Annotated in this window: 9 protein-coding genes and 1 riboswitch; of the genes, 3 read left to right on the top strand and 6 right to left on the bottom strand. The window is 71.6% G+C overall.

Going from position 1 to position 12,968, the window contains the following annotated elements; all coding sequences use genetic code 11:
• Nucleotides 1–29: 29 nt before the first annotated feature.
• Together C3492_RS17820 and C3492_RS17815 are read right to left on the bottom strand one after the other, a co-directional pair.
• A complete protein-coding gene (locus C3492_RS17820; protein ID WP_103812746.1) occupies nucleotides 30–1,241 on the bottom strand; it encodes an outer membrane lipoprotein carrier protein LolA in 1,212 nt (403 codons plus the stop codon).
• Between the two features lie 255 nt (nucleotides 1,242–1,496).
• Nucleotides 1,497–2,507 carry a polyprenyl synthetase family protein gene (locus C3492_RS17815; protein WP_103812745.1) on the bottom strand — a complete coding sequence of 337 codons (1,011 nt, stop codon included), beginning with the start codon at nucleotides 2,505–2,507 and terminating at the stop codon, nucleotides 1,497–1,499.
• Nucleotides 2,508–3,050: 543 nt separating this feature from the next.
• Nucleotides 3,051–3,232: riboswitch (cyclic di-AMP (ydaO/yuaA leader) on the top strand.
• Nucleotides 3,233–3,237: 5 nt separating this feature from the next.
• Between C3492_RS17815 and C3492_RS17810 the strand changes: the two genes are divergently transcribed.
• The gene (locus C3492_RS17810) at nucleotides 3,238–3,726 is read left to right on the top strand and encodes a transglycosylase SLT domain-containing protein (protein WP_103812744.1); all 489 of its coding nucleotides are present in this window, start codon (nucleotides 3,238–3,240) and stop codon (nucleotides 3,724–3,726) included.
• Between the two features lie 40 nt (nucleotides 3,727–3,766).
• On the opposite strand, the gene C3492_RS17805 is transcribed toward C3492_RS17810, so the two are convergent.
• Nucleotides 3,767–4,579 (bottom strand): HAD family hydrolase, encoded by an 813-nt coding sequence (locus C3492_RS17805; protein WP_103812743.1) that lies wholly within the window; start codon nucleotides 4,577–4,579, stop codon nucleotides 3,767–3,769.
• 209 nt (nucleotides 4,580–4,788) lie between these two features.
• On the opposite strand from C3492_RS17805, the gene fahA reads away from it, so the two are divergent.
• Both fahA and C3492_RS17795 read left to right on the top strand, forming a co-directional pair.
• Nucleotides 4,789–6,006 (top strand): fumarylacetoacetase, encoded by a 1,218-nt coding sequence (gene fahA / locus C3492_RS17800; RefSeq protein WP_103812742.1) that lies wholly within the window; start codon nucleotides 4,789–4,791, stop codon nucleotides 6,004–6,006.
• A gap of 364 nt (nucleotides 6,007–6,370) precedes the next feature.
• Nucleotides 6,371–7,309, top strand: a complete 939-nt coding sequence (locus C3492_RS17795; protein WP_103812741.1) for a M56 family metallopeptidase — start codon at nucleotides 6,371–6,373, stop codon at nucleotides 7,307–7,309.
• Between the two features lie 222 nt (nucleotides 7,310–7,531).
• Here the strand turns inward: C3492_RS17795 and recQ are convergent, their stop codons facing one another.
• From recQ to C3492_RS17780, 3 genes are all read right to left on the bottom strand, one after another.
• On the bottom strand, nucleotides 7,532–9,544 hold the full coding sequence (recQ, locus tag C3492_RS17790) for a DNA helicase RecQ (protein ID WP_181140427.1): 2,013 nt from the start codon (nucleotides 9,542–9,544) through the stop codon (nucleotides 7,532–7,534).
• Between the two features lie 205 nt (nucleotides 9,545–9,749).
• On the bottom strand, nucleotides 9,750–11,399 hold the full coding sequence (gene nuoN / locus C3492_RS17785; protein WP_103812740.1) for an NADH-quinone oxidoreductase subunit NuoN: 1,650 nt from the start codon (nucleotides 11,397–11,399) through the stop codon (nucleotides 9,750–9,752).
• On the bottom strand, nucleotides 11,396–12,967 hold the full coding sequence (locus C3492_RS17780) for an NADH-quinone oxidoreductase subunit M (protein WP_103812739.1): 1,572 nt from the start codon (nucleotides 12,965–12,967) through the stop codon (nucleotides 11,396–11,398). Before C3492_RS17780 ends, nuoN begins: the two co-directional genes overlap by 4 nt.
• Nucleotide 12,968: the final 1 nt, after the last annotated feature.

Raw genomic sequence — 12,968 nt, 5'->3', positions numbered from 1 at the left:
GTCTCATCCGGTGCGGTGTGCCCGGGAGGTCACTTCCCCGCGTCGGCCGCCTTCACCAGGGCCTCCTTGGTCACCGTGCCGGCGTACACCTTGCCGTCGTCGGTGATCAGGGCGTTGACCAGGCGGGTGGAGAAGACCGTGCCCTTGCCGAACTTCCCGGAGACCGGGTCGCCGAGCGAACCGAGGAAGCCGCCGAGGTCACCGCCCTGGGAGCCGGTCGGCAGGCCGCCCTTGGCACCGGTGTCGAAGGTGGCGACGGACGTCCAGCCCTTGCCCAGCACCTTCAGCCCGTCCTTGCCCTCCAGGCCCCCGGCGAAGCCCTCGCCGTGCTCCCGGGTGTGCTCCCGGGCCCCGGCGGCGTCCTCCTCCTCGGTGACCTTCGCGCCCTTGGGCGGCGTGAAGTCGAACGTGGAGGCGGCCGGCCGGGCGAAGGAGACCTGGGTGAAGCCCGCGTCGAGCACGGCGGCGCCGCCGCTCCTCGGGGTCAGCGTGAACTTCAGCGGCATGCCGGTCTTCGCGTCCACGGCGATGCTGATCGCGCCGACCGTGGTGCCGGACTGCTTGGGCCGGATCAGCAGCTTGTAGGCGTCGCGCCCGGCGACCTGCGCGGTGCCGTCGACGGTGACGGACGTGGTGTCGTCCACCGACTTCAGGGCCTGGTCGGCGAAGTCCTTGGGCGTGGCCGGCGGCTTGGCCTCGTGCTCCTTGCCGGAGGCGGCTCCGGTGGAGTGGTAGACCTCGTTGCTCTTGCTGTCGTAGCCCCAGACGTCCTTGCCGTCGTGGATCAGGCTGTACTCGGCGCCGCTCTCCAGCAGCGACAGCTTCTGCCGGTCCGGACCGTCGGCGGCGACGCGCAGGGTGTGCGTGCCGGAGACCAGCTCGGTGAGCTTGGTCTGCGGGTCGGCGGAGGAGCCGTCGCCCGAGCCGCCCCGTCCCGCGCCGGACATCAGGCCGTTCTCCAGGCCGCCGAGGTCGGGCAGGCCGAGGTCGGTGCTGATCTTCACCGTGCCGGACAGCTGCTGCACGTCCGACTTGGCGATCTTCTCGATGAGCTGCTGTGCGCTGATCTTCGGCAGGTCGGGGTCACCGGAGTCGGCGAGCGCCGGGACCAGCCCGATCGTGGCCGCCGCCACCCCCACCACCGCGACCGGCACGGCGTACCGGGCGGCCTTGCGCCGGCCGGAGCGCGGGTGCTCGTCCTGCGCGGCGCCCACTGCGTCGTCGGATTCGTACGGTGCCATGTGTGCCTTACCTCCGTCGTCGGCGGCGGCTGTCCTCACGCTGGTCCGCTGGTCCACCCTGAGCCGCCATTCTCACCCGAAACGGTGAGGAGTGGTGATTTCCGTGGTGTCCATCTGACCAAATCGGCTGTGAACAAGCGTCAGACCTCGGAGGCAACTCCGTCTACACCTGCGGTATGACACCCGGCGGCCGTTTCTCCACCCGACCCGTAGGGGTCGGCCGGGCGCCGGGGCCCGTACGGGTGACCGGCCGGGTCAGCCCGCGCGGTGCACGACCGCGTCGCACAGCTCGATCAGCGCCGCCTTGGCATCGCACTCGCGCAGCGGGGCGAGCGCGGCCCGCGCCTCCTCCGCGTACCGCACGGTGTCCCGCCGGGCCTGCTCCAGCGCGGGGTGCGCGCGCAGCGCGGCCAGCGCCTCGGCGTGCCGGGCGTCGTCGCTGAGGTCGGAGTCCAGCAGCTCGCACAGCGCGACGTCCTCCGCCAGCCCCAGCCGGGCGGCCCGCTCGCGCAGCCGGAGCACCGGCAGGGTCGGGATTCCCTCACGCAGGTCGGTGCCCGGGGTCTTGCCGGACTCGTGGGAGTCGGAGGCGATGTCCAGGACGTCGTCGGCGAGCTGGAAGGCGACGCCGAGCCGTTCGCCGTACTGGGTGAGGACGTCGACGACCGTCTCGTCCGCGCCGGACATCATCGCGCCGAACCGGCACGACACCGCCACCAGGGAGCCCGTCTTGCCGGCCAGCACGTCCAGATAGTGCTCGACCGGGTCTCGGCCGTCCGAGGGACCCGCGGTCTCCAGGATCTGGCCGGTGACGAGCCGTTCGAACGCGAGTGCCTGCACCCGGACCGCCTCGGGACCGAGGTCGGCGAGGATCTGGGAGGCACGGGCGAAGAGGAAGTCGCCGGTGAGGACCGCGACGGAGTTGCCCCAGCGGGTGTTGGCGCTGTCCACGCCACGCCGTACGGCCGCCTCGTCCATGACGTCGTCGTGGTACAGCGTGGCCAGATGGGTCAGCTCCACGACGACGGCGGAGGGCACCACGCCCGGCGCGTAGGGGTCGCCGAACTGGGCGGCGAGCATCACGAGGAGTGGCCGGAACCGCTTCCCGCCCGCCCGCACGAGGTGCTGCGCCGCCCCCGTGATGAACGGGACCTCGCTCTTGGTGGCTTCGAGCAAGCCTTCCTCGACAGCCGCCAATCCGGCCTGGACATCGGCTTCCAGAGCCTGGTCCCGCACGCTCAGCCCGAACGGCCCGACGACGGTCACGAGGGGTCTCCTGTCTGCTGGTGTCTGCTGGCGATTACACGGTTTGTCGATAGGTCGCTGCCATCACTCAAGTCAGCGTATCCGGTCCTCTTTCGATCACCGATAGCGCCCACCGGTCCAGCCCGGGCGATACCGGATCATGACCGGCATGGTTTTGATCACACAGTGTGAGCGGATTTTTATCCATATAAGAGTAATCCGGACACCGCCCCCTCGCCTCGGCGACGACGCTCGCCATATGCCGGGTTCCACCATCACCCCGACTTCAAAGGCGAATCCCCTCAATCCCCCATGTCCGACTTGAAACTGTTTGTTATTTCGTGAGTTGGGTCACGCGCCCGGTCGGCCCACCTCCTCGGCCCGACCCCCGTGACCCCTTGCCCCGTCGGCGAGTTGAGGATTGGCAACCGCAAAGGATCAAGTAGCTCATACAGCGTCGATCAAGGTCAAATCGCACGTTGTATGACTCCGGCCCTTGTTCCCGACATGTGCTCTCGCATACGTTCCGGGCCGTCGGGCGGACGCCGAATCCTGCCGCCGCCCGCATACCCATCGACGAACTCATTCGTACGGCAGGAGCGGGGGACCCAGGTAAGCCGCCGGTCCGGAACGGCACACGCCGCGCCGGGACGGCTAGGGGTGAAGCCATGCCTCCGTCAGGAGCACGGCAGGGCACCTCCCCGCCCGAACCCGACAGCTCACCTCGCAGGCGCCGGAGAGGAACGCCCCCATGTCTGCTGTCGCCCAGCCCCGCCGTACCCGGAACAGCCGCCTCGTCCGCGCGCTCACCGCCGCCGGCACCGGTGCCGCCGTCCTCGCCCTGCCGCTCATCGGCGCGGCCAGCGCCTCCGCGGCCCCCAGCACCGCCACCACGGCGGCCACCACCCCCGCCGGCTACCCGGACAACCTCGACGGCTGGATCCGCGAGTCGCTTGCGATCATGGCCGAGAAGCACATCCCGGGCACCTACAACGGCATCTACCGCAACATCATCCGCGAGTCCTCGGGCAACCCGAAGGCCATCAACCTCTGGGACTCCAACGCCGCCAAGGGCATCCCCTCCAAGGGCCTGCTCCAGGTCATCGACCCGACGTTCAACGCGTACCACGTGGCCGGAACGTCCTTCGACATCTACGACCCGGTCGCCAACATCACCGCCGCCTGCAACTACGCGGCCGCCCGGTACGGGTCCATCGACAACGTGTTCGGCGCGTACTGACCGGCACCGGCGGCCGGGCCGGGCGCTCCTGATACCCCGGTCAGTCGGCCGGGAAGAGTCCTTCGAGGACGACGGCGACGCCGTCGTCCTCGTTCGACAAGGTGACCTCATCGGCCACCGCCTTGAGTTCCGGATGCGCGTCGGCCATGGCGACACCGCGCCCGGCCCAGTCGAACATCGGGATGTCGTTGGGCATGTCGCCGAACGCGAGGGCCCGTTCGGCGGCGATCCCGAGCCGTTCGGCGGCGAGCGCCAGCCCGGTCGCCTTCGTCACCCCGCACGGCTGGAGCTCCACCGTGCCCGGCCCCGACATGGTGACCGTCGCGAGCGAGCCCACCGCCGCGCGGGCCACGGCCGCCAACTCGTCGTCGGACAGGCTGGCGTGCCGCAGCAGCACCTTGCTGATGGGCGCGCGCCACAGGTCGTCCCGCCGGCCGACCCGCACCGCGGGCAGCGTCGGGTGGGGCATCCGGTAGCCCGGTTCGATGAGCGTGAGCCCGTCCACGCCGTCCTGGTCGACCGCCGCGTAGACCTGCCCCACCTCCGCCTCGATCTTGCCGAGCGCCGTCTCGGCCAGCTCCCGGTCCAGCCGGACCGACCACAGCAGACGGCCGGTCGCGGCGTCGTAGACCTGGGCCCCCTGCCCGCACACCGCGAGCCCGGCGCAGCCGAGGTCCGCGAGCAGTGGCCGCACCCGCGGGGCCGGGCGGCCCGTCACCACCAGGTGCCGGGCGCCGGCCCGCGCCACCCGCGCGAGCGCGGCGAGGGACCGGTCCGAGACGGTGTCGTCGCCGCGCAGCAGCGTCCCGTCCAGGTCAGTGGCGATCAGTGCATATGCCGGGGTGGGTGCCATGATCAGAGAATACGGACAGCACGCCCCGCCGACTCACCTGTCATTTCCCGCACTTACGTGCCGTCCCCGCCCAACCACTCGCCGCGGACGGCGCGATGGGCGCTGCTCGGTGAGGCACTGCCCAAGACACGTGCTCAGCCGTAACGTGTGGCCCGACCACATGGAACGCAGTGCCATGCATGGCCCGGATGAGAGTGAGGCAGCACCCCATGCCCCCCTTCGACGTCCCCGAGGGCGACCCCTTCGGTCCGCACAACCTCCCCTACGGCGTGTTCTCGCCCTCCGGCAGCACGGAGCGGAGGATCGGCGTCCGGCTCGGGAACCACGTCCTCGACGCGGGCGCCGCGGCCGCCGCGCTCGGCTCGCCCCACCAGCCGCTGCTCGCCCGGCCCACCCTCAACCCGCTGCTGGCCGCCGGCCGCGCCACCTGGTCGGACGTACGGCGCGCCCTCACGTCCTGGGTCACGGACCCGGCGCACCGCGCGACCGTCGAGCCGCTGTTCCACCCCCTGTCCGAGGTGACCCTGCACCTGCCCTTCGAGGTCGCGGACTACGTCGACTTCTACGCCTCGGAGAACCACGCCCGCAACGTCGGCCAGATCTTCCGCCCCGGCGCCGAGGACTCCCTCACCCCCAACTGGAAGCACCTGCCGATCGGTTACCACGGCCGCTCCGGCACCGTGGTCGTCTCCGGCACGGACGTCGTACGCCCCTGCGGGCAGCGCAAGGGCCCGGCCGACCCCGCGCCCGTCTTCGGCCCCTCCATCCGGCTGGACATCGAGGCCGAGGTCGGCTTCGTCGTGGGCGTGCCGTCGCGGCTCGGCACCCCGGTCGCGCTCGGCGACTTCCGGGAGCACGTCTTCGGGCTGTGCCTGCTGAACGACTGGTCCGCGCGGGACATCCAGGCCTGGGAGTACGTCCCTCTCGGCCCGTTCCTCGGCAAGTCCTTCGCCACTTCCGTGTCGGCGTGGATCACCCCGCTGGAGGCGCTGGAGCACGCGCGCGTGGCGCCTCCGGAGCGTACGCACCCGCTGCTGCCCTACCTGGACGACTCGGCGCCCGGCACCGAGGCCGGCGGTTACGACCTGCGCATCTCGGTCGCGGTCAACGGCCATGTGGTCTCCGAACCCCCCTTCTCCACCATGTACTGGACCGCCGCCCAGCAACTCGCCCACATGACCGTGAACGGCGCCTCGCTGCGCACGGGCGACCTGTACGGCTCCGGCACGGTGAGCGGCCCCACCGAACGCCAGCGCGGCTCCCTGCTGGAACTGACCTGGAACGGCCGCGACCCCCTCGAACTCCCCGACGGCAAACGGACCTTCCTGGAGGACGGCGACGTGGTCACCCTGTCGGCCTGGGCCCCGGGCGCGGACGGCAGCCGGGTGGGGCTGGGGGAGGTCAGCGGGCGAGTGGTGTCGGGCTGACCCCGCGGAGGGTCACCGAACGGGAGCGGCGGGCGGGCCGGGTGGCTTGCGTGGCGAGCCGGGTGGCTCGCTAGGCGGGCCGGTGGCTTGCGAGGCGGCTGGGTGGCTTACGAGGCGGGGGCGGGGGGTCACCGAACGGGCGCGCCCGGCAGGTCGGGTGGCCTGCTGGGCGGACCGGTCGGGCGCGGGGCCGGGGGCGCGGAGCCGGGCCGGTCCCGGCGGATCGGTGTCGACACCTGACTCCGGCCGCCCGTCTTCGTCATACTGACGGGGACACGCACCACGCGCGAGCCGCCGTCGCGTGACGCGTGCCCGGCACCACCGTCACCCGCACACCTCTCCGACCAGGAACCGGGGCCCCGGCATGACTGTCTGCCTGCTCCTGCTGAGCGTCGTCGCCCTGACGGCCGCCGTACCGGCGCCGCGCGCGCTGACCCGTGCCGCCTGGCCCGAGCGGGAACCCGTGGTCGCGCTGTGGGTGTGGCAGTGCCTCGTCGCCACCGTCCTGCTGTGCTGCCTGACCGCGCTGGTCCTGGGCGCGGCGGCCGTCTTCCACACCGTCCGCGACCGCGTGTTCGCGCCCGCGCCGCCCGCCGTCACCGCCGCGTACGACCTGTCCACCGCGCCGGTGTGGGCCGCCGCGCTCACCATGCTGCTGGCCTGCGGAGCCGCCTGGACGACGGCGATGCTGGCCCGCGAACTCGTCGAGGCCCGCCGCAGCCGCGGCCAGGCCCGGGCGCACCTGCGCGAGCGCGCCCCGGAGCTGCCGGCCGGGCTGCCGGCGGCGCGCGGGCCGATGCTGGTGCTGGAGGACGAGTACCCGGACGCCTGGTGGATGCCGGGGCACCCGCCGCAACTGGTCGTCACCACAGGGGCGTTGCACCGCCTCACCGACCTCCAGCTGGACGCCGTCCTCACCCACGAGCGCGGGCACGCCCGCGCCCACCACGACTGGCTGCTGCACCTGTCCACCGCCCTCGCCACGGGCTTCCCGCGCGTGCCGCTCTTCGCCCACTTCTGCGACCAGACGCACCGCCTGGTCGAGCTGGCCGCCGACGACACGGCCTCCCGGCGCTGTGGGCACCTCACCACGGCCCTGGCCCTGATCGAGCTGAACCAGCACCGGGGCGTCCTGTCCTGCGACTCCAGCCGCCGCCTTCTCGGCGAGCGCGTCGACCGCCTGCTGGAGCCGCCGCCCCGGCTGCTGCGCCGGCACCGTGCGCTGACGACGACGGTGGCCGCGCTGGTGCCGCTGCTCCCGCTGCTGATCACCTTCGCCCCGGGCCTGACGGCACTGTCCTGAGGACCTGACGGCACCGCGCGGGCCCCGCCCCGGGGGGCCGGCGGCCCAGGCGTCCCGGAAGCCCAGGCGTCCCGGAAGCCCGGGAGTCCCAGCAGTACCGGAGTCCCAGCAGCCCCGGCGTCCCGGGAGTCCCGGAGGTCCCGGCGCATCCCAGGCCACCCGGGCAGTAGGCCTTCCCGGGGGTAGGCCCGTCCAGGGCGTAGGCCGTCCAGGGAGTCCCGGCTATATCCAGTCGTCCGGTTCCGGCTCGTCCGCCGGCTCGGGCCAGTCGGCGTCCTGGCTGTCGGCGGTGGCCGGGGTGGCGGGCAGGGTGGCGTCGGCAGCCGGGGCGGCCCCGTCCAGGGAGGCCAGCACCTGGATCACCCCTTCGCCGTATGTCGCCAGCTTCTTCTCGCCGACGCCGTTCACCGTGCCGAGCTCGCGTACCGATCCGGGCCACCGGGTCACGATCTCGCGCAGGGTGGCGTCGTGGAAGATGACGTACGCCGGGACGCCCTGCTCCCGGGCCTGTTCGGCGCGCCAGGCCCGCAGGGCCTCGAAGGCCGGGAGCAGCGCCTCGGGCAGCTCGGCCGCGACGGCCTTGGCCTTGCGGTTGCCCCCGGAGGAGCCGGTGGAGCGCGACCGGGAGGCGGTCGGCTTCTTCGGCTCCTTGCGCAGCGGCACCTCGCGCTCCCGCCGCAGCACCGAGCCGCTCGCCTCGGTGAGCACCAGCGTGCCGTACTCCCCCTCGACCGCGAGGAGCCCCTGGGCCAGCAGTTGCCGGACGACGCCGCGCCACTCGCCCTCGGAGAGATCCTGGCCGATGCCGAAGACGGACAGCTGGTCGTGGTCGAACTGGATCACCTTGCCGGTGCGCTTGCCGAGCAGGATGTCGACGATCTGCATCGCGCCGAACTTCTGCCCGCGCTCCCGCTGCAGCCGCACCACGGTGGACAGCACCTTCTGCGCGGCGATCGTGCCGTCCCAGGTCTCGGGCGGGGTGAGGCAGGTGTCGCAGTTGCCGCAGGCCGCGGCCTCGGGGTCCTGGCCGAAGTAGGCGAGCAGCTGGCCACGGCGGCACTGGGCGGTCTCGCACAGCGCGAGCATGGCGTCCAGGTGGGCGGCGGCCCGGCGGCGGAACGCCTCGTCGCCCTCGCCCGACTGGATCAGCTTGCGCTGCTGTATGACGTCGTTCAGGCCGTACGCCATCCAGGCCGTCGACGGCAGACCGTCGCGGCCCGCACGGCCGGTCTCCTGGTAGTACCCCTCGATCGACTTGGGCAGGTCCAGGTGGGCGACGAAGCGTACGTCCGGCTTGTCGATGCCCATGCCGAAGGCGATGGTCGCGACCACGACCAGGCCGTCCTCGCGCAGGAACCGGGCCTGGTGGGCCGCGCGCGTGGCCGCCTCCAGGCCCGCGTGGTACGGCACCGCCTGGATGCCGTTGGCGGTCAGGAACTCCGCCGTGCGCTCCACCGAGTTGCGCGAGAGGCAGTACACGATGCCGGCGTCGCCCGCGTGCTCCTCGCGGAGGAAGGCGAGCAGCTGCTTCCTGGGGTCGGCCTTGGGCACGATCCGGTACTGGATGTTGGGCCGGTCGAAGCTCGCGACGAAGTGCCGGGCCGTCGGCAGGTTCAGCCGCTGGGTGATCTCCTGGTGGGTGGCGCGGGTGGCCGTGGCGGTGAGGGCGATCCGCGGGACGTCCGGCCAGCGCTCGCCGAGCAGGGAGAGGGCGAGGTAGTCCGGGCGGAAGTCGTGGCCCCACTGGGACACGCAGTGGGCCTCGTCGATCGCGAAGACGGAGATCTTGCCACGGGAGAGCAGATCCAGCGTGGCGTCCACGCGCAGCCGCTCCGGGGCCAGGTACAGCAGGTCCAGCTCGCCGGCCAGGAACTCGGCCTCGACCATGCGCCGCTCGTCGAAGTCCTGGGTGGAGTTGATGAAGCCGGCGCGGACACCGAGGGCGCGCAGGGCGTCCACCTGGTCCTGCATGAGGGCGATCAGCGGCGAGACGACCACGCCCGTGCCGGGCCGGACCAGGGCCGGGATCTGGTAGCACAGCGACTTGCCACCGCCGGTCGGCATGAGGACGACGGCGTCGCCGCCCGCCACCACGTGCTCGATGATCGCCTGCTGCTCGCCCCGGAAGGCGTCGTATCCGAAGACCCGGTGCAGCGTGGCCAGCGCCTCGCTGTCGGCCGCGCCCGGCCCCTCGGCCACCTGTGTCATCTCGCTGATCCCGCCCGTCACGCCCATCGTCCTGTCCCCCGTCGGTCCCCCGTGTGTCGTCTCTCGACCGCTGCCTCCACCATAGGGGTCCAGACCGACAGTCCCGGAGTTATCCACAGGCTCGGTGGTTTCCGTACGGCACCGGTCGGCCGTGGCCGACGTGAGCCGGGGAACACCGCTGCCCGGCACCCTCCTGTGAGAGTGCCGGGCAGCGGCGCGGGTGGCGCGGGTGTCAGCGCACGAAGACTCCCGCCTGGTTCGCCAGGTCCAGGAAGTACTGCGGCGCCACACCGAGGACCAGCGTCACGGCCACGCCCAGGCCGATCGCGAGCATGGTCAGCGGTGACGGGACCGCGACCGTCGGACCCTCCGGTCGTGGCTCGCTGAAGAACATCAGCACGATCACGCGGATGTAGAAGAACGCGGCGATGGCCGAGGAGATCACACCGATCACGACCAGCGGGGCCGCGCCGCCGTCCGCCGCCGCCTTGAACACGGCGAACTTCCCGGCGAACCCGGAGGTCAGCGGGATGCCGGCGAAGGCCAGCAGGAACACCGCGAACACGGCCGCCACCAGCGGCGAGCGACGCCCGAGGCCCGCCCACTTCGACAGGTGGGTGGCCTCGCCGCCCGCGTCGCGCACCAGCGTGACCACGGCGAACGCGCCGATCGTGACGAAGGAGTAGCCCGCCAGGTAGAAGAGCACTGACGACACGCCGTCCTTCGAGGTGGCGATCACACCCGCGAGGATGAACCCGGCGTGCGCGATGGACGAGTACGCCAGCAGCCGCTTGATGTCGGTCTGGGTGATGGCGACGACCGCACCGCCCAGCATGGTGATGATCGCCACGGCCCACATGACCGGCCGCCAGTCCCAACGCAGGCCGGGCAGGACGACGTACAGCAGGCGCAGCAGCGCGCCGAACGCGGCCACCTTCGTCGCCGCCGCCATGAAGCCGGTCACCGGGGTGGGCGCGCCCTGGTAGACGTCGGGCGTCCACATGTGGAACGGCACCGCGCCCACCTTGAACAGCAGGCCCATCAGGAGCATGGCGCCGCCGACCAGCAGCAGCGCGTCGTTGCCCATGGTGTTGGCGAGGGCCGGGTCGACGTCGGTGACCGTGCCGTCGACGACCTGGGCGATGCGCGCGTACGACATCGAGCCCGCGTAGCCGTACAGCAGCGCGATGCCGAACAGGGTGAACGCGGAGGCGAACGCGCCCAGCAGGAAGTACTTGACCGCGGCTTCCTGCGACATCAGCCGCTTGCGGCGGGCCAGCGCGCACAGCAGATACAGCGGCAGGGAGAAGACCTCCAGGGCCACGAACAGGGTCACCAGGTCGTTCGCCGCCGGGAAGATCAGCATGCCGCCGACCGCGAAGAGCAGCAGCGGGAAGACCTCCGTGGTGGTGAAGCCCGCTTTCACGGCGGCCTGTTCGCTGTCGCTGCCGGGTACGGAGGCGGCCTGCGCGGCGAAGGAGTCCACCCGGTTGCCATGCGCCGCCGGGTCCAGGCGCCGCTCGGCGAAGGTGAACAGGCCGACCAGGCCGGCCAGCAGGATCGTGCCCTGGAGGAAGAGGGCCGGGCCGTCGACCGCGATGGCGCCCATGGCCGCGATGTGCGCCTTCGTGGTGCCGAACCCGTCCGCCGCGAGCGCGACGACCGCGGCGAACGCGGCGCACAGGGCGACGACGGACACGAACACCTGCGCGTAGTAGCGGGACCGACGCGGCACGAAGGCCTCGATGAGCACCCCGACCAGCGCCGCACCGATGACGATCAGCACCGGCGACAATTGTCCGTATTCGATCTTCGGCGCGTCGATCTTCGAGATCGGTTCGGCCGCGGTTGTCCACAGGCTGTGGACGGCTGTTGCGCTCACTTGGCCGCCTCCACCTCGGGCTTGGGGTCCTTCTTCTGGACGTCGGACATGGTCTGCTTGACCGCCGGGTTGACGATGTCCGTCACGGGCTTCGGATAGACGCCCAGGAAGATCAGCAGCACGATCAGCGGGGCGACGACCACCAGCTCGCGCACGCGCAGGTCGGGCATCGCGGAGACCTCCGGCTTCACCGGGCCCGTCATGGTCCGCTGGTACAGCACGAGCGTGTACAGCGCGGCGAGGACGATGCCGAAGGTGGCGATGATGCCGATCACCGGGTAGCGCGTGAACGTGCCGACCAGGACCAGGAACTCGCTGACGAACGGCGCCAGTCCGGGCAGCGACAGGGTGGCGAGGCCGCCGATCAGGAAGGTGCCGGCGAGCACCGGGGCGACCTTCTGCACGCCGCCGTAGTCCGCGATGAGCCGCGAACCGCGCCGGGAGATGAGGAAGCCGGCGACCAGCATCAGGGCGGCCGTGGAGATGCCGTGGTTGACCATGTAGAGCGTCGCGCCGGACTGGCCCTGGCTGGTCATCGCGAAGATGCCCATGATGATGAAGCCGAAGTGCGAGATCGACGCGTAGGCCACCAGGCGTTTGATGTCCCGCTGGCCGACGGCGAGCAGCGCGCCGTAGACGATGCTGGTGAGCGCCAGGACGAGGATGACGGGCGTCGCCCACTTCGACGCCTCCGGGAACAGCTGGAGGCAGAAGCGGAGCATCGCGAAGGTGCCCACCTTGTCGACGACCGCGGTGATGAGGACGGCGACCGGGGCGGTGGACTCCTGCATGGCGTTGGGCAGCCAGGTGTGCAGCGGCCACAGCGGCGCCTTCACCGCGAAGGCGAAGAAGAAGCCGAGGAACAGCCAGCGTTCGGTGCTGGTCGCCATGTGCAGCGAGCCGTTCGCGCGGGCCTCGGCGATCTCCGTGAGCGAGAAGTTCCCGGCGACCACGTACAAGCCGATCACCGCGGCCAGCATGATCAGACCGCCGGCCAGGTTGTAGAGCAGGAACTTCACCGCCGCGTACGACCGCTGCGTGGCGGCCGTCTCCTCGCCGTGCTCATGGGCACGGTCCCCGAAGCCGCCGATGAGGAAGTACATCGGGATGAGCATGGCTTCGAAGAAGATGTAGAAGAGGAAGACGTCGGTGGCCTCGAAGGAGATGATCACCATCGCTTCCACGGCCAGGATCAGCGCGAAGAAACCCTGGGTGGGCCGCCAGCGGCGGCTGCCGGTCTCCAGCGGGTCGGCGTCGTGCCAGCCCGCGAGGATGATGAACGGGATCAGTACGGCGGTCAGCGCGATCAGCGCGACCGCGATGCCGTCGACGCCCAGTTCGTACCTGACCCCGAAGTCCTTGATCCAGGCGTGGGACTCGGCGAGCTGGTACCGGGAACCGCCCGGGTCGAACCGGACCAGGACGGTGACCGCCAGGGCGAGCGTGGCGAGCGAGACGACCAGCGCCAGCCATTTGGCGGCGGTGCGCCGGGCGGCCGGTACGGCGGCCGTGGCCACCGCCCCGAGGGCCGGGAGCGCCGCCGTCGCTGTCAGCAGAGGAAAGGACATC

The organism is Streptomyces sp. Ru62, from assembly GCF_002920615.1.
Lineage (GTDB): Bacteria > Actinomycetota > Actinomycetes > Streptomycetales > Streptomycetaceae > Streptomyces.
Note: the sequence above shows the minus strand (reverse complement) of the source record. Positions and strands in the feature narration are given on the sequence as shown.

Excerpts from the sequence above, each read along its gene's own strand:
- fahA (WP_103812742.1), top strand. The coding sequence starts at position 4,789 with ATGCCCCCCTTCGACGTCCCCGAGGGCGACCCCTTCGGTCCGCACAAC.
- C3492_RS17820 (WP_103812746.1), bottom strand. The coding sequence starts at position 1,241 with ATGGCACCGTACGAATCCGACGACGCAGTGGGCGCCGCGCAGGACGAG.
- C3492_RS17795 (WP_103812741.1), top strand. The coding sequence starts at position 6,371 with ATGACTGTCTGCCTGCTCCTGCTGAGCGTCGTCGCCCTGACGGCCGCC.
- C3492_RS17780 (WP_103812739.1), bottom strand. The coding sequence starts at position 12,967 with ATGTCCTTTCCTCTGCTGACAGCGACGGCGGCGCTCCCGGCCCTCGGG.
- recQ (WP_181140427.1), bottom strand. The coding sequence starts at position 9,544 with ATGGGCGTGACGGGCGGGATCAGCGAGATGACACAGGTGGCCGAGGGG.
- C3492_RS17805 (WP_103812743.1), bottom strand. The coding sequence starts at position 4,579 with ATGGCACCCACCCCGGCATATGCACTGATCGCCACTGACCTGGACGGG.
- C3492_RS17810 (WP_103812744.1), top strand. The coding sequence starts at position 3,238 with ATGTCTGCTGTCGCCCAGCCCCGCCGTACCCGGAACAGCCGCCTCGTC.